The sequence below is a fragment of the Capsulimonas sp. genome (genome assembly GCF_039929585.1).
GTDB lineage: Bacteria > Armatimonadota > Armatimonadia > Armatimonadales > Capsulimonadaceae > Capsulimonas.
Map to the genome: position 1 here is coordinate 1 of NZ_JBDSQY010000156.1, position 23,269 is coordinate 23,269.

General features: G+C 60.1%; 18 protein-coding genes. 3 read left to right on the forward strand and 15 right to left on the reverse strand.

Going from position 1 to position 23,269, the window contains the following annotated elements; translation table 11 throughout:
* Positions 1-50: 50 nt before the first annotated feature.
* From ABIZ35_RS10790 to ABIZ35_RS10810, 5 genes are all read right to left on the reverse strand, one after another.
* Positions 51-209 carry an AAA family ATPase gene (locus ABIZ35_RS10790; protein WP_348219906.1) on the reverse strand — a complete coding sequence of 53 codons (159 nt, stop codon included), beginning with the start codon at positions 207-209 and terminating at the stop codon, positions 51-53.
* Between the two features lie 40 nt (positions 210-249).
* Entirely contained in the window at positions 250-534 is a 285-nt protein-coding gene (locus tag ABIZ35_RS10795; RefSeq protein ID WP_348219907.1) for a virulence factor, read from the reverse strand.
* Positions 534-737 carry a DUF5397 family protein gene (locus ABIZ35_RS10800; protein WP_348219908.1) on the reverse strand — a complete coding sequence of 68 codons (204 nt, stop codon included), beginning with the start codon at positions 735-737 and terminating at the stop codon, positions 534-536. The genes ABIZ35_RS10795 and ABIZ35_RS10800 overlap by 1 nt, the downstream gene beginning before the upstream one ends.
* Before the next feature lie 56 nt (positions 738-793).
* Positions 794-1,831, reverse strand: a complete 1,038-nt coding sequence (locus ABIZ35_RS10805; RefSeq protein WP_348219909.1) for a tRNA-dihydrouridine synthase family protein — start codon at positions 1,829-1,831, stop codon at positions 794-796.
* Between the two features lie 317 nt (positions 1,832-2,148).
* Entirely contained in the window at positions 2,149-3,057 is a 909-nt protein-coding gene (locus tag ABIZ35_RS10810) for a peptidyl-prolyl cis-trans isomerase (protein WP_348219910.1), read from the reverse strand.
* A 77-nt stretch (positions 3,058-3,134) separates the two neighbouring features.
* Between ABIZ35_RS10810 and ABIZ35_RS10815 the strand changes: the two genes are divergently transcribed.
* Positions 3,135-4,691, forward strand: coding sequence for a site-2 protease family protein (locus tag ABIZ35_RS10815; protein ID WP_348219911.1), 1,557 nt, complete (start codon positions 3,135-3,137; stop codon positions 4,689-4,691).
* A gap of 12 nt (positions 4,692-4,703) precedes the next feature.
* Here ABIZ35_RS10815 and ABIZ35_RS10820 read toward each other — a convergent pair whose 3' ends face one another.
* The 4 genes from ABIZ35_RS10820 to ABIZ35_RS10835 form a co-directional block, all read right to left on the reverse strand.
* On the reverse strand, positions 4,704-7,976 hold the full coding sequence (locus tag ABIZ35_RS10820; protein ID WP_348219912.1) for a CHAT domain-containing protein: 3,273 nt from the start codon (positions 7,974-7,976) through the stop codon (positions 4,704-4,706).
* On the reverse strand, positions 7,973-10,081 hold the full coding sequence (locus tag ABIZ35_RS10825; RefSeq protein WP_348219913.1) for a S8 family serine peptidase: 2,109 nt from the start codon (positions 10,079-10,081) through the stop codon (positions 7,973-7,975). The genes ABIZ35_RS10820 and ABIZ35_RS10825 overlap by 4 nt, the downstream gene beginning before the upstream one ends.
* Before the next feature lie 59 nt (positions 10,082-10,140).
* A complete protein-coding gene (locus ABIZ35_RS10830; protein WP_348219914.1) occupies positions 10,141-11,709 on the reverse strand; it encodes a ComEC/Rec2 family competence protein in 1,569 nt (522 codons plus the stop codon).
* Positions 11,710-11,814: 105 nt separating this feature from the next.
* The gene (locus ABIZ35_RS10835; RefSeq protein WP_348219915.1) at positions 11,815-11,958 is read right to left on the reverse strand and encodes a type II secretion system protein; all 144 of its coding nucleotides are present in this window, start codon (positions 11,956-11,958) and stop codon (positions 11,815-11,817) included.
* Between the two features lie 254 nt (positions 11,959-12,212).
* On the opposite strand from ABIZ35_RS10835, the gene nagA reads away from it, so the two are divergent.
* On the forward strand, positions 12,213-13,376 hold the full coding sequence (gene nagA / locus ABIZ35_RS10840) for an N-acetylglucosamine-6-phosphate deacetylase (RefSeq protein ID WP_348219916.1): 1,164 nt from the start codon (positions 12,213-12,215) through the stop codon (positions 13,374-13,376).
* Between the two features lie 173 nt (positions 13,377-13,549).
* On the opposite strand, the gene ABIZ35_RS10845 is transcribed toward nagA, so the two are convergent.
* The 6 genes from ABIZ35_RS10845 to ABIZ35_RS10870 all read right to left on the reverse strand — a co-directional run bounded on the left by ABIZ35_RS10845 (position 13,550) and on the right by ABIZ35_RS10870 (position 22,348).
* Positions 13,550-14,620, reverse strand: coding sequence for a formylglycine-generating enzyme family protein (locus ABIZ35_RS10845; RefSeq protein ID WP_348219917.1), 1,071 nt, complete (start codon positions 14,618-14,620; stop codon positions 13,550-13,552).
* A 3-nt stretch (positions 14,621-14,623) separates the two neighbouring features.
* A complete protein-coding gene (locus tag ABIZ35_RS10850) occupies positions 14,624-16,699 on the reverse strand; it encodes an arylsulfatase (RefSeq protein ID WP_348219918.1) in 2,076 nt (691 codons plus the stop codon).
* A gap of 53 nt (positions 16,700-16,752) precedes the next feature.
* Positions 16,753-18,831 (reverse strand): sulfatase-like hydrolase/transferase, encoded by a 2,079-nt coding sequence (locus ABIZ35_RS10855; RefSeq protein WP_348219919.1) that lies wholly within the window; start codon positions 18,829-18,831, stop codon positions 16,753-16,755.
* Between the two features lie 8 nt (positions 18,832-18,839).
* On the reverse strand, positions 18,840-19,595 hold the full coding sequence (locus tag ABIZ35_RS10860) for a DUF1559 domain-containing protein (protein ID WP_348219920.1): 756 nt from the start codon (positions 19,593-19,595) through the stop codon (positions 18,840-18,842).
* A gap of 77 nt (positions 19,596-19,672) precedes the next feature.
* On the reverse strand, positions 19,673-20,734 hold the full coding sequence (locus ABIZ35_RS10865) for a LacI family DNA-binding transcriptional regulator (RefSeq protein ID WP_348219921.1): 1,062 nt from the start codon (positions 20,732-20,734) through the stop codon (positions 19,673-19,675).
* A gap of 204 nt (positions 20,735-20,938) precedes the next feature.
* Entirely contained in the window at positions 20,939-22,348 is a 1,410-nt protein-coding gene (locus ABIZ35_RS10870) for a nitrilase-related carbon-nitrogen hydrolase (protein WP_348219922.1), read from the reverse strand.
* A gap of 347 nt (positions 22,349-22,695) precedes the next feature.
* Between ABIZ35_RS10870 and ABIZ35_RS10875 the strand changes: the two genes are divergently transcribed.
* The coding region (locus ABIZ35_RS10875; protein ID WP_348219923.1) for an SLC13 family permease at positions 22,696-23,269 on the forward strand (574 nt) is incomplete at its 3' end.

Genomic DNA, 23,269 nt, shown 5'->3' on the forward strand with positions numbered 1-23,269 from the left:
AGAGTTAGGCGACGATCGGCGCGAAAAATAATGGACCAAGTTGTCTCAAACTATTGACACGTTCCGTGTAGTAACGAAAAAACACCAATGAAATTGGACTTACCTGATCCATTGGGGCCGATTACGATATTCACGGCTCCCATTGATAAGTCTTCAATGGAAGCAATGCTCTTAAAGCCCTTAATCGATATTTTTTCTATTGCAGGCATGATTGTTCTGTTAAGATATTGTGAGAAGATAAGGTGGAAATCAAATCAAGCCTTTGACAATAGCAGTGAAGTCCGACCATTGTTCGATGCGGAACGCTCGAATATCCCGGACGGATGCGAGAAACCAAGGTTGAGCGCGAAGATCCTGCATGGCGAGAAACCGATTCGCCATATCTTCACTGTTCGTTACGTAGAGACTGCCCTGGACACGCCGGAAGCCGCGACTATTCAAAATCGCGCCGATATCAGCGTATGCTTGAGAGATGCCTTTGGGGTGATGCCGTTCCGTATCCGCGACGGTCAGATCGAAGGCGATGGCGTACATTAGCGCGCCTCGGGGTCGTTCGCCATATGGCTGTAGCGGTATTCTGTTTCTTCGCCCGTCTCCACGATTCGAATGGCGACCATCCAGTCGTCATCGTCTACTGGACGGAGCGTTTTTCCCACCTGGTACATTGGGCCGAATGGGCCGAATGTCTTGACCATTCCCGTGGGAGCAATTGGGGGTATTTGCAAAGCGACGGTCATAGCGAGTATTCCTCTGCGCTCGGATACGTTCTCTCTTATCGTACCATAAAATGATCTTAGCGAATTAACGCGACTGGATCGGATTTGTGATGAGAATGGGAATTGCCCAATATCCCAAACAGCTCCTCTACCGAATCCGCCCTCTTGACTTCATCGAACGCCTGAAAATCCCCGTGTCGCCGCGCGAGGTTCAGCCATTGTTTCATTCGGGGCAGGATTTTGCGGGAGCTGGGGCCTTCGAAGTGGTCGGTCCAGTGGACGAGGCGCTGGAGCTGGGCGATCCAGTCGAAGGGGACGTCGCTGAGATATTGGGGGCGTGGCGGGACGATCCCGAGTTCGGCGGCGATCTGGTAGGAGAGGGTAGGGTCGGCGAGGGCGCCGCGGCCGAGCATGAAGTGCGTGCAGCCGGTTTCGTCCTGGCAGCGTTTGAAGGCGTCCAGGGACCAGATGTCGCCGTTGGCGACGACGGGGATATCGAGACTGGCGCGGACTTCGCCGATGGGGGACCAATGGGCGGGCGGCTTGTAACCTTCGATCTTGGTGCGGCCATGAATCGTGATCCAGGCGGCGCCGCCTTCGGCGGCCATGGCGGCGTTTTCGTGGATGGAATCGATAGTGTCCCAGCCCAGGCGCAGCTTGGCGGAGACGGGGATCTCGGACGGCAGCGCGGCGCGGATGGCGGCGACGATCTCGCGGATGCGCTGCGGGTGCTTGAGCAGGGTCGCGCCGCCATCGTGACGGTTCACGGTCGGCGCCGGGCAGCCGAAATTAATATCGATGGCCTGCGCGCCGGCCTTATGCCCAATGAGGGCGGCTTCGGCCATGCGGTCGGCGTCGCCGCCGAGCAATTGGACCTGGACAGGCATTCCAGTGAGCGTTCGCCCGCCTGTCAGCAGTTCGGGGACGTCTCGGTGAAAAACTTTTCTGGGCGGAACGTCGGCGTTCACGCGCAGGAACTCGGAGACGGCGTGCGTGAAGGCGCCGGCTTCGCCCTGAACCGCGCGCATCGGGGCGTCGGTCAGACCGTCCATGGGGGCCAGTATGAGCGCAGGCGCCTGAGGCGTCAGCAGGATAGATGTAGGTTCTTGTGTCATGGTCAAAATCGATTCGATGATCTATTTTGACACAAATGGCGAAGGAAATGCGTTTTTCCTGAACTTGGGGCTTGGCGGAGACATGAAAATTACCCGATCCTGGGGTGAGATGGGATCGGGTAATTTTGCCTAAGACCGAAATGAATTCTCATTCTATTCGGCCCCGGCAACGGACGCGAGGAAGACCGCGCGAAATTTATTTCATCGAAAACTGCGGCGTCATGGGACCGCCGCCTGTATCACAACGCTGCTTTATCTATTGACGAAAGAATGCTTGGCAGGTTCAGTTTCAGAACGCAATTATTATACCCTGATTATTATCGGTTGGAGCGCGCCGCGCCGGGATTGATGTCGTCAAATTGGCGCTCGTACTTCTGGTCCTGAAACGTGGGCGGCGTCCACAGATACAGCGTCCGGAGCATGGCGACGGCGTCGGGCGCTTTGGCGAGCTTTGCGGCGCGGACGACTTCGCTTCGGACCTGCGCGAGCGGCGGTGTTCTCTTGACGTCTTGCTTATTGATTCGGAACGTCAGATAGTGCGTTTGGACTTTCAGCGACTTTACTTCCTGAGGCTTGGCGCTGAAGACGAGGCTGGAGATTCGGTTCTTGTCGGCGAGCGCCAGAGCATCCATATTGAGACTGAAGCCGTTCACTCCCACCACATGAAAGCCCGGTTTCTGCGCGATGTCTTCTTCCGAAGTGTTTTTCCCCAGCAGACCTTCGGCGACTTTGGAATCGGCGACGGATTCGGTCACGACGATGGTCGTCTTCACCTGCTGAGGGAGCTGATAATCCGCAGCGTGTGCGGCGTAATATTGATCGACTTCGGCGTCGGTGACCGTGATGTTACGCAGGCGCAGATTTTCCAGGGCCAGGTCCAGTTTCAAATTTTCGACGAACTGCTTCCGCTGCTCCGGCGCCAGCAGGGCGTCCGGGATCACATTCGGATTGCGCCGCATCAGAGCCGCCATACGTTTGTCCACCTCCGCATCGGTCGGGGTGACCCCATCCTTTGCCGCCGCCTGACGGATAAGGCTGGCGAAAACCAGCTTCTGCAGAACGGTTTTTCCCGATTGCGCCTCCAGCGCCTGAATGTAATCCGACCGCGAGATCTTCTCCGCTCCAATCGTTACGAATGGCTCGGTGGTTTCCTGCGCGCGCGTCATTGTGGGAAGAAGCGCCGTCAGTATCAATAATGCCGCTGCATTTGCTTTTAGGGTTTTCACAAGCCTACTATACCCCTCACCGAGGAGCAAAATGTGGCGCCGAAGCTAATCGTCTCCTCGCCAGGTAGACTTCTTTTATGCTGATCCCCTATTTGCTGGCCTTCGCGGGTTTTCAATATTTGCACATCTGGCTGCACGAGATCGGCCATGCCGTAGCCGGCCGATCGGTGGGTTACGACGTGACCAGTCTCGGGACGGGGACCGGGAAGCCTTTGTTCACCTGGACCTGGAACGGAATGCGTTTTTTTATCTGCCGAGAGAATATTTTTAGCGGAGTCACATTCTTGTTTTCAGATGGTGTTTCCCCGACGCGTAAAGGGGAGCTTTTGATTCATTTCGGGGGGATCATTGCGAATTTTGTGACGGCATGCCTGCTTGGCGTCATTCTGTACTTCAGCCCCGGTTCGACTTACTGCTGGATCAGTCTGGGGGCCGCCTGTTTATGTCTGGTGTGCAGCATCATCCCGCTGCGGGGTTTGAGCGGATCATACGCGGAACAGAATGACGGCGCCACGATCTTCGATCATTTCTGGCCGCGCAAATCAACGCGCGTCGCTTTGTCTAGAGAAGACCTGAAACAGGGCCTGGATATGATACAGTTCTTGAATGGGATCGGAGATCACAGAGGGGTTTATCACTACGCGAAATTCGTGGCGCCGGCGCTTCTGCGCTTTGGCGATATCGAGAGTGCGCGATCGTTAATGCCTCTGATGGGCGCCGCTGGCCGAAGCACGCCCAAATATCGTTTGGAATACGCCCTGCTGCGTGCGAGCGTCGAGATCTACGCGGAAGACGGGGGCGAAGCCGGCGAAGCGCTGGATGAAGCGGACGCGCTTTACAGCGGCGCGAAAGGCGACGATCACTGGGTTCAGCTTCGATGGGATCGCTTTCGATGGCTGCTGATGATGAAGCAGCCCGCGGAGGCGCTGGAGATCATCGACGAATTGCGAGCGCAGTATCCGATCGACACAGACGAGCGAATGGCGGTCACGCTGCTGACCTGCCGCCTTTGCGCTATCTTGGATCTTCACGGATTGGAAGAAGGTCAGAAAGCGTATGAGGAATATCAGCGTCTTAATATCCACTCTCCGTCGGACCGGCTGGATTTGAATGTAGCTCATGTGATGGGGAAGGCGTACACGAAGAACGAAAATTGGCTGGGCTCTGAGCCTTATTTTCGCATGGCGCTTAAGCTCGCGACGAAACTCGGTTATGTGCCGTCAGGATCCGCGGACTTGATCGAGGACGCTGACGCCTGCTTCGAGCACTTAGGATTTTCCAACGATCCCGCGATTGCGGAATTGAAACAGTCGCTGAGCAAGGTTCAGAGGAAACAGCAAATGATCGTTCAAAAAGAGGCGCATCAGGAATTCTTACTTCGCCGCATTAGTGAATTCGGGATAGGCTGTGTTTTATGGAGTCTGCTTATCTTCGCAGTCGCGGGGCAATCAGGAGCAGGGATCGATTTTGGGTCGCTGCTGAGCAAGTTTTCCCTGGCGGCGGTTTTCGGCATCGTAATCGCCTGGGGTTTTGGATATTCCATGCGAGAATTTCGGCCATTCGCCGCGTTCGTCATCGTTTTGCTGACCGTGCTGCCATGGGCAGGGGCCGCCGCGATTGCATTCGCGCACTAAACCTCGCGGGCGTCACTTCCAATTCCCAATCAAAACGAACGGCGCCCAGAAGTATGGGTGGGCGAAGGGCGCTTTGGGATCGGGCGTATAATCCGGGGTTTCCGATGGGGCGGATTCGACCTTGGGAGTAGTTTTCGCGGCGCCGCGCGGCGCGCCGGCGGAAGCCGCTTGCTCTCCATGAAGGAGAGAAAGCTGCGCGGCCTGGAGCGCTTCGGCTTTGGATGCGCCAGGATGAGTTTCGCGCCATTGGTAGAAGGCGCGCATGAGCATCTGTGTGCTTTCGTCGGCGACCGGCCAGAGACTGGCGAGAATGGACCGGGCGCCCTGGCGCTGCGCGATGACCGCGCAGCCTTCGATCTCGCGGCCGCCGGACCCGTCGCCGCCTGCGCTCATGGCGGTGTCGCAGGCGGAGAGGGTCAGCAGATCGGTCCCTTGAAAGATCTGAGGCAGGCTCTTGAGATCGGCCAGCGTGAGATGGGTTCCGTCGCCGAGCAGGAGAAACGAGTCCGCGTCGCTCCCCGGCCGAAACGAAAAGTGGCTGGCGATATGGACGACCGGGTATTTTCGATCTTCCAGCGCGGCGATCATCGAATCGCGGGTGAACGCGGCGTCCAGCAGCACGGCGCCGGGAAGTACGGCGTTCGCGTTCGCGGGATCGCCCTGGATGATTCCGTGCAGTTCTTCCGGAACGGACGGCAGCGCTTCAAAGCCGGGCTGCGCCTGGGAGACGCCGAGGCCGAGCGCGGACCAGTGCGCCGTCGGCGTGTCTTCCAGACGGCTCTGGCTCGCCAGTGTAAATACTTCATTGCGATATCGCTCCGCCAGATATTGCCTGCCGTCGTAGAGCGCCGCGATGGGAAGATAACGCAGGGCGCCGTCGAGCGACCACATCAGCGTCTTCGCCTGCGCGCCCGCCAGATCTTTTTCAATCGGCCCGATCAGAATTTTATAAAGCTCCAGGGCAAGCGGGCGCGGATCGAGGCTGGGGTCCTGGAGCGCTTCGCGCAGCGCCATGATCTTTTTATTGAGCGCGGCGGAGGAGATGGCGTACTCTTCCGCCTTCTGTGTTTGCGACGTGATGACGATGACCCGGTATTTGTCCGCCTCAACGATCGTATACAACGCGACCGTTCCCGGGCCAAGATTGCGCAAGGTATCCGAAAGCCCGGACGTTTCGCCGACGGACGCCAGGCGCGGCGACGCGCCAGGCTTCGCAAACTCCACGGCCATCTTCGTCAGCGACTTTTGGAACGCCGTATTGGCGACCACCAGATCTCGGTCCACCTCTGCCAGCGTCTTTTTGTCCGCGTCGGTAAACGCCGCCGGGTCGACCTGGGCCTGCGACTTGCGCTCCAACAGCGCCTCACGCTTTCGGCCGATCGCCGTCACCTGATCCGCGATCTTTAGGTATCGCACCTGCCACGCCGCTTCGGTCGCCGTCAGCGTTACCGTCTCGTCTGGAGTCGCTGTGTCGGATCCGCCGCGCTCGGCGAAGTCACGATACTCCTTACGCTTCATCAATTGCAAAATTTGCTGCGCTTCCGGGAGGCGTCCCTGCTGCACGAGCGTCTCCGCAACCGTCCGGTATATCACAAGATCGAATTGCAGAATTGCCGCCAGCGCCTCTGGCCCCAGCATCCGCGCATCCGACCGGAACGACTCGGAAATACGGACTGCCTGTTTGCCATAGAAGATTGAGGCGTTTTTGTCGCCCTGAATAAGATAAGCGAACATCAGCGAGGTGAAAGCCAGCTCCTCCAGCTTTCGATCCTGAGCGGCGCGGCAAATGGGGATTGAGTTCAGCAGCAGGGCGATCCCTTCTCGGCCGCTTCCGGGAATACCTCCAAGAAATTGCCCGTAGCTTGCGAGTGCGTAAGCTTCTTCCTTCGCCAGTCCGTGGCGCCGAGCAATGATGAGCGCTTCCAAGTAATGGCGCCGCGCCGCTACTTTTCGTCCTAATAGGCTTTCGGCGAGGGCAATGCGAACCATCGTTATGAGCGGCGAGCCCATCTCTAGATGCTCACGGCGGATTTTGAGGCTCTCCTCCAAGCTTTTGATGTACTCGATTGCGTCGATGTTCTGGTAAGCCGTCGCCCTCTTTTCCCAAACCTCGACTTCCGCCTCAGTATCGCCGATTTTTTGAGCGTCGGCGCGCATCTGTTCCAGTCTGTCCATTTCCCCGGATGTCGGCCTCTGACCTGCGGTCGGATGGTATCGAGCAATGCGCGCCAGCAGTGCGCCACGAGCATCGCCGGCGGCTTCAAAGGCCGCGACTGCCTGGGAATAATAAACGGCGGATTGTTCGTGGGCGCCGATCAGGTCATAAGTATCGCCCAAGCCACGGAATACTTCCGCCTTTTCTGGTTCCGTTTCCGCGACAGCAAGAGCCGCCTGGTAAGATTTCAAGGATTCCGAAGAGCGATAGCGCAGGGTCTCGCAGCGTCCGATATTGCAGAGAGTCTCCACAATCAACTCAGTATCTTTTTCACGGCGTGCTTTCGCCAGAATGAAATTGCTGCACTCTTCCGATTTCTCGAACTTACCTACTTCCACATAAGCCTGCTGAAGCCCCATCAAGATCATATATTCGAGATTGACGTCCTTAGACTGCCGGGCGCGGTTTAAGGCCCGCTGAAAATAATAGACGGATCGGGTAAATTCATTGTCGTCGCGTTCGATATTCGCGCGTGAGGTGAGCGCGAGTATCTCGGCATCTGCGTACTGGGATTGGCGAGCGATTTTGAGGGCTTGAGAATTGACGGCGCGTGCGCGTACAAAGTTGTGGAGCGAATTCCAAGCGTCGCCGATGCTTATCTGGTTGATGCAGGCGGCGTGCGGCCTTAGTATTATGTCAATTGCATAAGCGCGCTGGAACTGCGCAATGCTCTCCGCGGGATGAGCGGTATCCCGCAGCTCTGCTCCCCATGCGCGGTGTACGATTGAGAGGGACACTTGGAGAACGTTCGCGTCAATCGATTTGAAATATGGCAGTTTGGACTTTATGAGGCGGTAGGCGTCTAGAAATCGCTTCTCATGGGTCAGCGCTTCGCTGAGCTCACATACATATTTGGCCTGATGCGGGTCGCCGGCAACGGCGTTTTCGAAGCTTCCGATCGCGGTGGCGTAGTCATCGAAGGTAATGGCGGCCAGTCCGCCATCTTCCCATTGCTGCGGCGTGAGCGTGTCAGGTCCGGGTCCCTGTGCGTACACATGACCCATTCCAGAGGCCAGCAGCGTGAGCGCCAGGCTGCACCGTATCCACAATTTTTGATGGATGCGCTTCATGGCTGAATCGGTTCGGGTTTTGTGTGATCGCTCTCAAGCGTCGCGTGGATGGCGGCGGCGGGGTCGAGTTTGCCGTAGCCCCATTCGGAGTTGGGAACGGAGCCGGTGAAGTCGTCGCTGTGGGCAGTGCTGGTGAGGATTTTACGGATCTGGGCTTCGTCGAGCGCCGGGTTCTTTTGCAGCATCAGGGCGATGACGCCGGCCGTGTAGGGGCAGGCGGCGCTGGTGCCGGACCATGCGATGTGTTTTTTGTCCGGTGTGAGGGAGGCTAGATCGGGCTTTCCCGCCTCATTCAAACCCATACTTGAGCCCTGGGCGAGCGGCGAGATCGTGTATGCGCCCGGCGCGGCGATCTCCGGTTTGACGATCCCGTCGCGGCGGAAGCCGGGGCTGGAGTAGTCGGAGATATCGCCGACCGGCAGATTGTATGTCGTGGTCTTGCCGGAGGCCCCGCGCCAGGACTTGCGAACGTTATACGAACCGACCGTGATCACATTGGAGGCCGTGCCGGGCGACGCGACCATAGCGTGTTTGTCCGCGCCGTCGCCGAAGGAGGCGTTGCCGGAGAACGGCAGGTAGAGATGGAATGCGCCGTCCGTCACTTTGGCGCCAGCGCCGAAGGCGTAGACCAGGTAGCGGCCTGTCTGCAAAGGGACCGATACCCGGTCTTCCTTTCCATCGGAAACCTGATCGGTTTGGACGGTCTGGAAAAACGCCGAGAACGATTTGGGGATTTTCGTCGGCGTGCTGATGATCCCCTTGATGCCCTTGCCGTTGCGTGCGACATAAAATACCGCAGGCTCACCGTTTTTGCCGATCAAAAATTTGTCCAGCCCCACCACCGCGAGCCCCCACTCATCAGCGTCTTTGAAATAAGCGTCCAGCAGGGTCGGCTGCTGGACAAACAGCTGGATGGGGCGGCTTTCGATGTCGGCCTGGCCAGGGGTTTGCGCGCCGAAGCGACCGCTGGCGTGGGAGCTGTTTTGTCCATCGTTGCCGGCCGCCACGCAGATGCAGACGCCAGGATTGCCCGGCGCCGCGATCTCGTTCATCGCTTCCTCTTCCAGACTGCCGCCGTCGTGGGCCGTGTCATTGGAGCCGAAGCTCTGGCTGATGACGCATGGCTCGCCCAGCAGCTTTGCTTGATCGACGACAAATTGCGTTCCCAGGAAGTAAAACGGATTGGCGCCGTTATTGCCCGCCTTGACGACGATGAGGTCCGCTTCGGGCGCCACTCCCGGGAAATCCGCGCCGCTGCCTGCGGCGGTTCCGGCGCAGGCGGTGCCGTGGCCCTCGCTGTCGAGCGACTTCACCACGCCTGCCTTGCGCAGCGCGGCGTCGATCTGATCACGCGTGTAAAGCGTTCCCAAAATCTCCTTGCCCGCCACCTGCGGCGGTTTCGAGCCGATCTTGCCTTTCGATGTTTTCCAGGACTGATCCGTCATATCCCACAGGGCGAGGATGCGCGTGGAGCCGTCGGCGCGCCGGAAGTCGGCGTGCCGCCAGTCGATCCCCGAGTCGATGACGCCAACGACTATGCCTTTGCCGGTCAGCCCCTGATGATCGAAATCAGTCGGGGTGGTTTCGCTGCCTCGCGTATTCTGGAATGGTCGAATTCGCGGCGGACTGGAGCTGCGGGGCGTGGGCGGATATGCGGCGCTTCGGGCCAGACGGATCGCGTACACGGAGCTTTCCGCCGCCAGATCCGCGAGGCGGGCGACGGGAATGTGGGCGTAGACTGTATGGGAGACGGAACGCTTATAGATCACCGCGCCGGCTGCCTCCAGGGGGGCGTCTCCCGCGCTGGAAGCCACGGTCAAAGCCACACTGACCTGCGGCGTACGCTCGGTCCCATCGATCCCAAAACGGCTTTTGAGCTGCGCTTTGGAATAGACGAATGTGTCGGCGCCCGCCGGCCTTGCGTCGAACTGTCGTGCGAGCAGGCGCAGTTCCGGAGCCATCTTCGCGCTGCCCGCTCCTCCGCGCGTAGTAACTTTTAAAATGCCGCCATCCATGTTGGGATAGGGGATACGCAGTTTGGGAGCGCCGTGCGCCGCCGTTACGGTCATAAGCAAGGCGAGACTGAAAAAAGATCGTGCGATCATATCATGATTCCTAGAGCGGCAAACGGGTGTGCTTTATTATAAGAGACAAACGAGCATTTTTATGGGATTTCCGCAAGATCCACGGAAATTTTCGAGCGGCTTAAGAAGTATGTGGCGGCGGCGATCCCGCCGTAATAAAGCGCGATCGAAAGTACTGACGGCGTTTGGATCGCTCGGAACGCCCACGGACCTTCGCCGCACGCTCGCACAACTGCGATCACATAATCCAGCAGCGGCAAAAGAAGCATCGCGCCGAATGCGCCCGCTGCGTGGGAAACGCCTGCCAGTACGGCGGTCAGAAATCCCAGTGGGATGATCAGAAACAGCGCCGGCACGACGAGAAGATTGGCGAGGACGCCGCTGAGGGAGAACTCATTGTAGGCGCTGGCGACGATCGGCGCGGAGCCAAGCTGCGCGAACAGTGTCAGGCCCGTGAGCTCCAGCGCCCAGAAGACGGCGCGTCGGCCGGCCGGCGCGAGGCGCGTCCATTGCTGGGATCGGCCGCGCCAGTAATCCGACCAGAGCGGCATTGCGGCGGCGAGGGTGGCGACGGTGAAGAACGACATCTGGAACCCGGCGTCGAAGAGAGTTTGCGGATTGTCCAGCAGGATCACGAGCGCGGCGAATCCAAGCGCTGTGGAAAGGTCCGGCTCACGCTCGAACAAAAGCGCGCCCAGGTACACGGTCGCCAGCAGCACGGCGCGTGTGACGGAAGGCCGCCCGCCGGCCATTACGGCGTATAGCCAGAGTATGGCGATGATCCCCAGAGCCGACCATCGGCGGGGCAGCGTGAGCCGCCGCGCGGCGGCGAGAAGCCACCAGAGGAGAATTCCGACGTGGAGACCCGCCGAGGCAAGAATATGAACCGTACCTGTGTGGACAAATGAGGACATGATCGATGCGTCGAGATCGACTCGCCGGCCGATCAGAATTCCGCACAGCACGGCCGCGTCCGTCGGCGGCAGATGCGCGTTCAGTGAGGAGACGATCTTACGGCGCGTGGTCCAGGCGAGGGTAAAAAACGGATTTCGATCCGCACGCTGAGAGATTTCGGCGGGAGGCTGACGGACGGATAAGGTGGCGTAAACGCCTTGGCGCGCAAGATAATCCCGCCAGGAGAAGGCGCCGGGGTTGGTGGCGTCCTGAGGCCGATCGAGATACCCGCGCAAGGCGACGTGGTCGCCGTAGTCCAGGGTGGGCAGGGCGCGGCCTTGTGCAGAAGCGAGCGTGACGTATATCTGGCCCGTGGCCGCCATAGTTTCGCCGCGCGTTTGAATCTGTTCCGCACGCAGGCGAAAGACGAGATGTCCCGGCCGCGTCTCCGGATCGTTGGCGACGAATCCCGTGACGGTTGACAACACTCCCGGGGCCGTGTGATGGCTGATATCGTTTGGAGGAATGACGCGGGCGGCAGACTCCCGAAGCGCGCCGCAGGCGAGGCCCGCGAGGAGCAGTCCCGCAGCGGCGGCAGGCCAGCAAGACGTGCGCCAGAGGAGCAGCAGAACGCCCAGCGCCAGAAGGCTCGCGATCAGCCATACCGGAGCGTATCCAGCGCCACGCGCGGCGACGCCGAGCGCAAACGCGCAGGAGAAACAAAGCAGAGGCCGATGCTGGAGTGAAGCGCGCATACGCCGCTATTGTAACAGAAATACGGCGCGCTTCGCCAGAGGCATTCGTATGCCCTGCTTAAGTTTAGCCCTGGAGTTGGCGATTGATAGATAGCGACACTCGCGTTAGTGAGTGTTGTATTCCATTTGGACGCCGTTGGTTTCATCGTTGCTGCGGCAGATCTGCGGGAACAGAACCGCCGATAGCAGCGCGATCAGCGCAACGATCATCAGCAAGTTGACAAGTGTAAATCCTTTGGTCCGCGCCATTTCCCATCCCCCTCAAACTATGGTTGACTGTGTAGACGTTGTATCCCGCCAGCCTGTTCAAATTATGGTGTTTTTGCTCTCACACTGGAGAGCAGCCGAATATTTTTTTGAACGCAAGACACCTGGTGAAAGGCGCCACCTGTCAAGGGGCGTGCGCAATCAGCTGCAGCGTGAGGACAAGTGGATATCGTAACATACCCATTGTCCCGGTATTTCGTGCAGGATTTCACAAGGATTTTTTAGAAATTTCAACCATGATTACAGTGACCGGCGAAATCGTGACCATCGATGGAGTTTTGTCAGGCGCCGCCCTGACAATCGACGAAGAAACAGGCTTGATTGTGGAGATCGCCTCCCGCTCCTCAGGCGTCGCCAAAAGCGGCGACATCGACGCCGGCGGCTATTGGGTGCTGCCGGGATTCATCGACATGCATGTCCACGGCGGCGGCGGCGCGGACTTCATGCATGGGACAGTAGCGGCAGCGCGCACCGCCGCACGCACCCACGCGCGCTTTGGGACGACGGGACTGCTGGCGACAACCCTCACGGCCTCACGCACGGATACCGACGCCGCGATCCGCGCCGCCCGCAAGGTGATTGAAACGGGACGCGGGGTCGACGAAGCGCGGATCGTGGGGGTCCATCTAGAAGGCCCCTATATTTGTCCCGCGCGGCGCGGCGCTCAGCCCGAAGCGCATGTGCGCCTTCCCGATTTAGAAGAATTTACACACTGGGTGGAGATCGGCGGCGGCGCGATCCGTGAGATCACTCTTGCCCCTGAGATGGAGGGCGCCGAGGCTGTGACCCGCGCGGCTCTGGCCGCAAATGTGGTCGTCTCCGCCGGGCATACCGACTCGCGAGCCGCCGACGTGGCGCGCGCGATTCCCTGGGGCGTGCGTCAGGGAACGCATCTTTTCAACGCCATGCGCGGCGTCCACCATCGCGAGCCGGGAACCGCCGGCGCCATTCTTGTCTCCCCCGAGATCGTCGCCGAGGTGATTGCCGATGGCGTTCACCTCGCTCCGCAAATCGTGCGACTGACGGTCGCCGCCAAGGGCCTCGACGGTGTTGTGCTGATCACCGACGCCATGGAAGGCGCGGCGATGCCCGATGGCGTTTACAAACTGGGCGGCTTCGACGTGAACGTCCAGAACGGCGAAGCGACCTTCGCCGATGGAACCCTCGCCGGCAGTATCCTCACCATGGACCGCGCATTTCATAACGCGCTCAAATTCGCGCAACTCGCCCCTTGGCAGGCCGCGCGTTTGTCGTCGGCGAACGCGGCGCGGCAGTTAGGAATTTTGGATCGGGTGGGGACGTTAGAGCCTGGGAAGCAAGGCGATCTTGTGGTGATGGACCCGGAGACGGGGCGGGTGGAGTGGACGGTGATTGGGGGACGGGTGGCTTATCGGCGGTAAGCTCTTGCCCACAGCTGGAAGCAATGGTCTAATCAAAGGGAAGCAAGCTAAAGCAGGCTATCAGATTAGGGTCGGATAAGCGTTCCCCAATAACCGAAATCCGACAGTCTGCTTTAGCCGACTTACCTCTGATTAGACCATTGCTTCCAGCTGTGGGCAAGGGCGGCGCGCCTTCATAAGCCGTGTCGCATCCGATCTGAATTGCCCCCCGAAACCACGCACCGAAAGCCCACATTCGACGTCCCTGTCAAAACGTCTCCTTTGCCCCGGCTGCCCGGCATATAGCGCGAGCAATATTGGTCCGTGCACAGGAACGACCCGCCGCGCTGCGCGCGCTTGGGGATGCTCGGCTCATCGGGATCATAGCTTGTGGAAGGCCCTCGGGGGTTTTTGCGCGTGCTGACTTTGTAGTAATCGGGCCGGTACCAGTCGGCGCACCATTCCCAGACATTTCCGGCCATGTCGTAGAGTCCGAAGCCGTTCGGCGGGAATTTGCCGACGGGGGATGTTCCCGTGTAGCCGTCTTCGTGGGTGTTGCGGTCCGGGAAATTGCCCTGGAACGTGTTCGCCATGGTCCGGCTGTGCGGTTTGAAAGTGTCGCCCCAGACGTACGGCTTTTGACTGAGGCCACCGCGCGCGGCGTATTCCCATTCCGCCTCCGTAGGGAGGCGCTTGCCGGCCCACTTGGCGTAGGCGGCGGCGTCGTCCCAGCACACCTGCACGACCGGATGATCCATCCGTTTTGCAATGCTGCTTTTCGGGCCTTCCGGATGCCGCCAGTTGGCGCCGGGAACGTAGCGCCACCACTGAGACGCATCGTCGAGCGCGACGGGGTGGGACGGGGGAGCGAACACGACCGCGCCCGGAACCAATTTGTCCGCAGGAACGCCGGGAAACAGTTTCGGGTCCGGACGCTGCTCGGCGACCGTCACATAATGGGTCGCGCGTATAAAGCGTGAGAACTGGGCGTTGGTCACGAGATTGCGGTCGATGAAGAAGCCGTCCAGCGTGACCGGATGTACCGGCTGCGCATCCGGGAACATGGCGTTGTCGCTGCCCATCTGAAAGCGGCCAGGCGCGATCCAGACCATGCCAGCTGGCGCCGGGTGAGACGAAGCGACGCGGTGGGCTGCGGGCGCCGCTTCGGCGGTGGACGCGCCCAAAAATCCCATGGCCGTGAGCGTGGCCATGGCGGCCAGGCTCGCGGCGCAGGGAACGAAGTGTCGATGGCGTGGTACATTCATATCTTAATCCACAGGCTTGCTGTCTAATTCGATTATGACCGATTGGATGGTTCCTGCAAACGTGTTGGCGGCTCCATACGGCCCGACCCGAGCGCCTCGATCTTCTCCGATGTCCAATCCTTCAATCGGAGTTTGGGGCAGCGGGCCGGGCGCTTTGCCTTTGACGATGCCCTGGCTGTCGAGCGTGAGGCTCAGGACGCCGTCCGCTTCCACGCGAGCCACGGCGGTATGGGCGCCGGTGACGGACTGCGGCGTGGCGATCTGGGTCGTATGCCCGGCTTCCCGGACCAGAAACGTCAGCTTTCCGTTTTGAAGAAAGAGCGTATAGCCCTGGGCCGCACCGCCTTGAGCCGCCACCACCCCATCTGTCCCAGTGGCGTCGAATTTCGCGGTGAGGGTAAAGCCGCATCCGGCGACGGCGGGCGCATGGGCGCGATCCAAATGGTCGCCTTCCTTGAGCGTGAACTGTGTTTCACCGCTCAGAACGCCGTTTTCGGGATGCAGTGGCAGCACGTCGGCGCGCTTCGCCCAGGCATCCCATTGAGTCGCCAGCAGCTTCACGCGGTCCGGCTGAGCGCCGGCCAGGTCATGCTGCTCGGTGCGGTCAGCGGCGGTATTGTAGAGCCGCCAGGGCTTGCCGTCGACCGCGACGAGTTTCCAGGGGCTTGCCAAAACGGCCCGGTTGCCTTCATGCTCCCAGAAGATCGGCTGCGTGCGCTGGATCGTCTTGCCCGCAAACGCCGGGCGCAGACTGACGCCCTCGATCGGCGTGATTGCGTGATCGTGAAATGTCTTAGGATAAGCCGCGCCAGCCACATCCAGACAGGTCGCCATGATATCAATGACGTGTCCAGGCTGTGTTTCCAGTCGGCCGTCGCGCGCTTTTGGGATCCCATTGGGCCAGTGCGCGATCAGCGGCGTCGCGACGCCGCCTTCGTCGGTGTAGTGCTTGTAACGCACGAACGGTGTATTGTTCAGCGTTGCCCAGGCCTGGCCGACAAACACAGTGGACTTTGGCCCACCGGGATTTGCGCCCTCCAGACGTCCCTGCACGCCGCTCTCGGCGTTGCCGCCGTTGTCACTCATAAACAAAATGAGCGTGTTGTCCAGTTCCCCGCGCTGTTTCAGGCCAGCTATCAATGTCCCCACGGACTTGTCCATGTGCTCCACCACAGCGGCGTAGATCGCCATGATGTGATCGTAGCGATCCTGCTGTGCGGGCGTCAAACTGTCCCAGGCCGGAACTTCCGGGAGACGGGGCGACAGCGGCCAGGACTTGTCGATCAGCCCCATCTGGATCTGACGTTTGTAACGCGCCTCGCGCAGTTTGTCCCATCCGGCCTTGAACTTGCCGCGCCAGCGCGCGATATCGGCGGCTGGCGCCTGGAGCGCGAAGTGCGGGGCGTTGTGCGCGAGATAAAGAAAGAACGGCTTGTGAGCCGTGCGCGCTTCGTCGATGAACTTCAGGCCGTAGTCAGTCCACAGATCCGTCGAATACCAGGTCGCGGGCAGCGGCGCCCCGGTGCGGCCGATGTTCTTGCCGTTCAAATACAGCGGGCCGCCGACCGGCGTTCCGGGGAAGTAAAAGCCGCCCTGCGCGCAGGTGAGCGTGCGGTCGAAGCCGCGTCCCCAGGGCGTCACCCCGTAATTCTGCCCAACGTGCCATTTGCCGGTCATGGCGGTGAAGTAGCCGGCGCCATGGAGCGCCTCGGGGATGGTGACGCAGCGATCGTTGAGCCGCCCGCTGTAGCCCGGCAGCGGTTTTCCGTCGGCGTCGTCCTGCTCGTCGGTCATATGGCCAACGCCCGCCTGATGGGGATACAGCCCCGTCAGCAGCGCCGCCCGCGATGGGCAGCATCGCGCCGTGTTGTGGAACTGCGTGAACCGCACGCCTTCACCGGCCAGCTTGTCGAGGTTAGGGGTTTTGATCTCACCGCCATAGCAGCCGATGTCGGAGTAGCCCATGTCGTCGACGAGGATGACGACGATGTTCGGCTTCTTCTCCGGAGCGGCCTGGGACGGGGCGGCGAGCGCGAATAGTAGTATGGAAATTATGGGAAGGCGCAGGTGAGAGCGCATAGGAAAGAACCTCTATATATTGTTCACTCGGCCGGGCCACTATTAAGCGGGACTTATTTCCCCGTCGTTACCTTCACGTTTTCAACCTTGCCTTTGAGCGGATTGGGGCCTGTGTAGTCGCCGACAGAGCTTTGGGCGTCTTCGCCGATGCTCAGACCGTCCTGCGGCTGGGTGGCGATCACGCCGGGCGCGGTTCCGCGAACGGGCGCCGCGCCGTTGACGGAGAGCGTCATGGCGCCGCTCGCCTCCAGATGCGCCTCCAAAGAGAACTTGCCCTTGGGCGCGGCGTCTGAGGCGGTGACGGCGTAAAGCTTCCCGGCCTCACGGACTGCGAATACGGGTTTTCCGGCTTTCAAATACAGCGCGTAGCCTCGTTGGTCTCCGCCCTGCGCAAGAATGACGCCGTCGCTGCTTTGCGTGGTGACATCGCATCGGATATCGATCGGCTTGCCGGCGATTTGCGGGGACGACTTCGGAACGACATTGCAGCGTTCCGCCCAGGCTTCCCAGGCGTCGCCCATGGTCTGCACGCGTTTCGGATCGCTTGCGGCGAGGTCGTTCATTTCGGACGGATCTTTGGACAGATCGTACAGCTCCCAGGGCTTATTCGCCAGCGCGACCAGTTTCCAGTTCTGCTCACGCACCATGCGATTGCCCTCGTGTTCGACGCAGAGCGTCCGCGACGGCAGTTTTGCGCCAGTAAAGGTCGGCAGGAGGCTTTCGCCTTCCATCGGCAGGATGTCGCTGCCTTTGTATTCCTTGGGATAGGACGCGCCGCAGGCTTTGAGGATCGTCGGCATAAAGTCTGTGATGTAGCCGGGCTGATCCGTTGTTGAACCGGACTTGGCCTTCAGGCCCGCCGGCCAGTGGACGATCATCGGCGTGCGGATGCCGCCCTCCTGCGTGTAGTGCTTGTAGAGACGCCAGGGCGTGTTGCTGGCGTTCGCCCAGCCGCTGCCGTAGCTGATATAGCTGTCCGGCCCGCCCACGGTTTTGAGAGCGTCGCCGGTGTGCAGGATGTTCTTGGGGGAGTCCAATTGATCGAAGCCGTAAGGGTCCCACTCGGCGCAGGCGCCGTTGTCGCTCAGAAAGAAGATCAGGGTGTTATTCCACTGTCCGGTTTCTTTGAGATGGGCGACAACGCGGCCGATGTTTCGGTCCATGATATCGATCGCCGCTGCGTACACCGCCATGCGGCGCGCGAGGTCGGCGCGCCGGTCCTCGGGCAGAGAATCCCACGCCGGATTGTCTTTGTCGGCCCAGCCGGTCTGTACGTTGATGAAGTTCTTCGGAACGACGCTGCGTGGCGTAAGCTTCAAATCGGTCGGTACGAGCCCCAAAGCTTTTTGACGCGCCAGGCGTTCCGCGCGAATCGCGTCCCAGCCCTTGGTCCGGTACATCGCTTCGTATTTCTCGATCGCGTCTTCAGGCGCGCCCAGCGGGAAATGCGCCGCGTTGAACGCAAGGTACATCATCCAGGGACCGCCGGATTTTTGCCCTTGGTTCATGAAATCCAGCGCATAGTCGCCGAACACATTGGTGGAGTAGAAGTCGCCGGGCTTGTAAACCCGCTTGGCGTGGTCGGCGGGCAGACGCGTGTAGTACGGATCTTCCTTCCAGTAGGTATTGAAGCCGCCCGGCATGCCATAAAACTCTTCAAAACCACGCGCCGTTGGACTGTCCCTCGAACCTTCGCCCAGATGCCATTTGCCGACCATGTATGTGTGGTAGCCAGCGGGCTTGAGCGCTTCGGCGAGGGTGACGCATCGGTTGTTGAGCGGCGTGCCCATGTCCGGCACGCCGGCCTGATGCGGGTTCAGGCCCGTCAGCAGCGCAGCGCGCGAGGGACAGCAACGCGCAGAATTGTAGAATTGCGTGAAGCGCAGTCCGTCCTTCGCCAGCGCATCGATGTTCGGAGTGCTGATCTCGCCGCCATAACAGCCGATGTCGGACCATCCCATATCGTCCGCCAGAATAATCAGAACATTGGGGTGCTGCGCTTTGGAAGCGTCAATCGTCTGAGGCTTCTCCGCCGGAATTGCGTTTGTCGCGCAGCCGGAAAAGCCGATTAAGGCGATGCATCCGAAAGCCGCCATAAGCCCCTTCGTCCATTGGCTTGTTGTCTTGGTCATCGCAAGTATTAGTCTTTCAGCCGCAGCGTCGGATCGTTGCCGGACTGCGCGAAGAGTGTGGCTCCGTTCCAGATCTTGGGCGAAGCGTTGGGGCCAGAGTTCTTGATCCACTTGGCGTGCCCATCGGCGAAGCCGTAATTGGCGCCTTCGGTATGACGGAAGCCGCCGCCGCCGAGATTCGTTACGAGGCCGGCGCCGCCGCAAACGGGCTGGGTTCGATCTAGGCCGGCGGCGGATGCGTCGCCGGCGCCGTTGCAGCCGTTGCTGCGGAATCGGGCAGTTGAGTTGGCGACGAGCACGCCGGTGGAGGCGCCGCCTTCGCCGATCATGATTGTCACGGCCGGATTGTTGCAAAGCGGCAGTGTTTGAGTGCCGTCGCCAGCGTTCTTATTCATCCAGTAATCCGTGTAACCGGCGTTCTGCGGCGTGATGTTCGCCGGAAACGGTTCGCTGGGGCATTGAAAGATCGCGAGACTCTTTTGATACGGCTGGATCGCATCGGCCCAGCCGACCGCCATGCCGGCGGGCGGGGGAGAGACGGTGCTGACGACTGAGAGCGGGAATGCTTCGTCGTTGTCCTGAACGTATTGCAGGAAGGCGAGGCCCATCTGTTTCTCGTTGGAAACGCAGCTGGTCTGGCGCGCCTTTTCCCGGGCCTTGGCGAAGACGGGGAAGAGAATGGCGGCGAGAATCGCGATGATAGCGATGACGACGAGCAATTCAATCAGAGTAAACCCCTGGGAAACTCGGTTGTTACGAGACATGACAGAACGACTCCTTTAATTTTACTGTAAAATACCGCCGAAAAATAGTAACCGCGCCGGTATGAATCTCCGTGCGGTTATCGCTGGAAAGGAACGGATACAGACGATCTTTGTATCAATTCGACGGGCAAAACACGGCTGGCTTCAGCAGTGCTTACGCCCTTTTCAATCGCCATTATGGCGTCTACCGCCGCCTGGCCGATCTGCTCGAATGGGGTCGAAATACTGCTCAGTCCCTGGTATTGGGACTGCATGATATTGTCCACACCAATAATGGACAAGTCCTGAGGCACGCGCAGTCCACGTTCCTCAGCCAGGCGCCAGAGAGCGAGCGCCAGCAGATCGTTGGCGCAAACGACAGCCGTCACACCGATAGACAATATGGCTTCGATCGCCGGGCGAGTGATTTCATCGATGTCCCCGTAGGCGTTGTCGAAGCGCATGATCCGGCCCCAGGTGTTCGCCAGAACGACATAGTCATGATAATCCGCGCCGAAGCGCTCTTGCATTGCTGCGCGAAACCCGCTCAGTCGCTCCCGCGCTTCCATATTCACTTGCGGACCGGCGATATGCGCGATTCGCTCGTGCCCGAGCTGTGCAAGATGCATGACCGCCTGGCGCATACCGTCGGCGTTATCGCTCAGGACACGCGCGGCGCCAGGGGAGGGCGCGACGCTGTAGCATTCGACCACCGGCACCTTATTTTCAAAGAGCTTTTCGGTGATTTCGGGACGGTTGCTGCCGACGAAGATAAATCCGTCGCAGCGGCGGTCCAGAAACTGCGCCTCGGTTCCCGGCTTCACCCAGTCCGGCTCAGAGCGCAGGAAGATCGTCAGATCATGGTCGAGCTCTCGGGCGCGGCTATACATTCCTAAAAATGTCGGGTAGCCGACTGGGCCATCCGGCCGGTGCGAATGGAGAAAAACAACCCCAATAGCATTTGTCCGGATATGCCGGTTCTGCGCCGCCGTCCGCACTGGGACATAGTTGAGGTTGCGCGCCGCCTGAAGCACTCGTTCACGTGTCTTTTCCACGACCAGATCGGTCCGGCCGCGAAGCACGTTCGAAACGGTCATCGGTGAAACACCGGCGGCCTCGGCCACTTGTCGGATGGAAGCGCGCAATGGAGTCCTATTCATCAATCCAAAACGATTTTACTGTAAAATCAGATTTCGATTATTATAAGACCCAAGCGTCCTTTTGTCAAGCTTACCATTCAGCGTTCGGTGATTTTTATAAGTCGTCTATTACTATAAACTTACTGGTCAATAGTGCCCGCCGCCGTCGCGAGAGTCAAGAGATCGGCGCTTCTATTTTATCCCAAATCGATTGTAGCATAACTGCTATTCGCTGGGCGCAGTCTGTTTTTCACGGCGAAACATTGTCCCCAGGAAAAACGTGCTTCCCGCCAGGCAGAGATACGCCAGCCAGTCGCCCCAGCGTGTGAACGGCGTGCCCTTTCCGTCGCCCAGCGCGACGTCGCGAACCAGGATATCAGGGGAGTACAGGGGCGATACTCCTACTAATCGTCCGTAGGCGTCCACGACCTGCGAGCGGCCGTTGGAATCGGAACGGACGAAAGGGATGTGGTTTTCGACGGCTCGGAACGGCAGGAAGGCGACGTGGAGATCGTGCAGGACGCCGCGCGGCGTCGGCGGATCATAGTTCGGCATCGCGATGATCTGTGCGCCGGACGCGGCGACCTGGCGTGTGATGTTGGTGTAGCAGCTGTCGAAACATACTTCCATGCCGACGTGTCCGAGCGGCGAAGGGTAGGAAGTCGCCCGCCCACCGACGGTGACGCTTTCGCTTTCGCCCAGATACAGATGGACTTTGTGATGCGCGCCGAGCAGCTTGCCTTCGGGCGAGACGAGGCCGGCGCAGTTATAGGCCTTGGGGCGGTGGGAGTCGGAGTAGCCGACGGCGAGAAACGCATTGGTCTCCCGCGCCAGCGCGGTGGTTCGATCGCGTGGATTGTCGGGGTTGAAACCCGATCCCAGGCACTCCTCCGACCACACGATCAGCTTCGCGCCCTGCGCGGCCGCCTTACGGGTCATTTTCTCTCGGTCGTTCTCGACATTCGCCGGTGGATCGGGCGCGAGGTCTCCCGTTTCTCCACCTGAGAAATCCTGAATGGCCGCCACGCGCAGGGAAGGGCCAGACTTCGCCGAGCGCAATTGCCATACGCCGAAGACGAGCGTCGCCGCAACGGCGGCGAGGGTTATTGCAATTGGCTTTGTTTTGACGGAGCGGCGCAGCACGGCGTCGGCGAGGGCGGCGTTGGCGAGCCAGAGCAGAAACGAGACGCCCCAGACGCCCGTGACCGAGGCGATCTGAATCAGTGTCGTCGCCCGGAACTGGGAAACCGCGAGGTGGATGGGGATCGGAAGCAGCGTCGTGAGCCACTCGCCGGAGACGCCGAGGCATGTGACCAGCAGCACCCAGCGCATTCCCGCATGGCGCAGGCGGGCGGCGGCGGACATCGTCGCGGTCGCGACAAACAGCATCGTCAGCCAGAGAAATGGGATGTAGGCCCACATCAGGCGCGTGGTGTCTTTATTCCAGCCGGCGTGCAGCGCGCCGCAGGTGACGCCCGCGACGATCCCCAGTCCCGCCGCCTCCAGCGGCCGCCGCCCCTGCGCGGCGACAAGCAGCGGCGCGAGGGCGAACCAGGCGAGCCATTCCCAGTTGTAAGGGGGCAGGGCGGCGGCGAAGAGCCCACCGGAGAGTAAAGCGCAAAGCAGCGGGATCATGATGTGTCTCCATCGGACAAGCGCTCTTATTGTAACAGATTGCGGGGGATCGCGCATAGGTCGAAAGACCTAGGGCGTTCATCATAATTCGAAATCCAACCGTCAGACGCCCACAGCTAAAGCAATGGTCTAGTCCGGGGTAAGCCAGCTGAAGCAGGCTGTCGGATTTCGGATTGTGGTGAACGCCTATCCTCATCCGACAGCCGGCTTCAGCCGCCTTAGCCCTGACTAGACCATTGCTTTAGCTATGGGAGGCGTGGGCGATGTGACCAACGCGCGTCGTAATCTGATCGCTTGCTTCCGCCGTGGGAGGCTTAACGCCGCCGCGCACCGGGTAAAATCCCGCCATGCATATTGTTCTGACCGTCGGCGTCTTCTTGGTCACCCTGACGCTGATCCTCGTACGGCCGCGCGGGATGAATGAAGCGTGGGCGACCGTGCTGGGCGGGGCGGCGATGCTGCTGCTGGGATTGGAGACGCCGATGCAGGCGTGGCGGACGACCGTGCAGGGCGCGGATGTGCTGGCGTTTCTACTCGCACTGATGGCGCTGTCCGCGCTGCTCGATCTGTCCGGGTTCTTTGCCTGGGCGGCGCTGCACGCGGCGCGCATGGCGCGGGGCGACGGAGTGGTGCTGTACCGAAATGTGTTTCTGCTAGGCGCAGTTGTGACGATGCTGCTGTCGCTCGATACAACCGCTGTGATTCTGACGCCCATCGTGCTGTCGTTTGTGACTCGATTGAAGCTGAACGCCCGGCCGTTTCTAATCGCCTGCGCCTTTGTCGCCAATACGGGATCGCTGCTGCTGCCCGTGAGTAATCTCACGAACCTGCTCTTTGTCGGCGCGTTTCACTGGAGCTTCGGCGCGTTCGTGCTGCATATGGCGCTGCCCCAAATCGCCGCGCTTGCCGTCAACTATTTCT

What these genes read in the sequence shown, in the direction of transcription:
- ABIZ35_RS10790 (WP_348219906.1), bottom strand. Translation starts at nt 209, where the DNA reads ATGCCTGCAATAGAAAAAATATCGATTAAGGGCTTTAAGAGCATTGCT.
- ABIZ35_RS10795 (WP_348219907.1), bottom strand. Translation starts at nt 534, where the DNA reads ATGTACGCCATCGCCTTCGATCTGACCGTCGCGGATACGGAACGGCAT.
- ABIZ35_RS10800 (WP_348219908.1), bottom strand. Translation starts at nt 737, where the DNA reads ATGACCGTCGCTTTGCAAATACCCCCAATTGCTCCCACGGGAATGGTC.
- ABIZ35_RS10805 (WP_348219909.1), bottom strand. Translation starts at nt 1,831, where the DNA reads ATGACACAAGAACCTACATCTATCCTGCTGACGCCTCAGGCGCCTGCG.
- ABIZ35_RS10815 (WP_348219911.1), top strand. Translation starts at nt 3,135, where the DNA reads ATGCTGATCCCCTATTTGCTGGCCTTCGCGGGTTTTCAATATTTGCAC.
- ABIZ35_RS10820 (WP_348219912.1), bottom strand. Translation starts at nt 7,976, where the DNA reads ATGAAGCGCATCCATCAAAAATTGTGGATACGGTGCAGCCTGGCGCTC.
- ABIZ35_RS10825 (WP_348219913.1), bottom strand. Translation starts at nt 10,081, where the DNA reads ATGATCGCACGATCTTTTTTCAGTCTCGCCTTGCTTATGACCGTAACG.
- ABIZ35_RS10830 (WP_348219914.1), bottom strand. Translation starts at nt 11,709, where the DNA reads ATGCGCGCTTCACTCCAGCATCGGCCTCTGCTTTGTTTCTCCTGCGCG.
- ABIZ35_RS10835 (WP_348219915.1), bottom strand. Translation starts at nt 11,958, where the DNA reads ATGGCGCGGACCAAAGGATTTACACTTGTCAACTTGCTGATGATCGTT.
- nagA (WP_348219916.1), top strand. Translation starts at nt 12,213, where the DNA reads ATGATTACAGTGACCGGCGAAATCGTGACCATCGATGGAGTTTTGTCA.
- ABIZ35_RS10845 (WP_348219917.1), bottom strand. Translation starts at nt 14,620, where the DNA reads ATGAATGTACCACGCCATCGACACTTCGTTCCCTGCGCCGCGAGCCTG.
- ABIZ35_RS10850 (WP_348219918.1), bottom strand. Translation starts at nt 16,699, where the DNA reads ATGCGCTCTCACCTGCGCCTTCCCATAATTTCCATACTACTATTCGCG.
- ABIZ35_RS10855 (WP_348219919.1), bottom strand. Translation starts at nt 18,831, where the DNA reads ATGACCAAGACAACAAGCCAATGGACGAAGGGGCTTATGGCGGCTTTC.
- ABIZ35_RS10860 (WP_348219920.1), bottom strand. Translation starts at nt 19,595, where the DNA reads ATGTCTCGTAACAACCGAGTTTCCCAGGGGTTTACTCTGATTGAATTG.
- ABIZ35_RS10865 (WP_348219921.1), bottom strand. Translation starts at nt 20,734, where the DNA reads ATGAATAGGACTCCATTGCGCGCTTCCATCCGACAAGTGGCCGAGGCC.
- ABIZ35_RS10870 (WP_348219922.1), bottom strand. Translation starts at nt 22,348, where the DNA reads ATGATCCCGCTGCTTTGCGCTTTACTCTCCGGTGGGCTCTTCGCCGCC.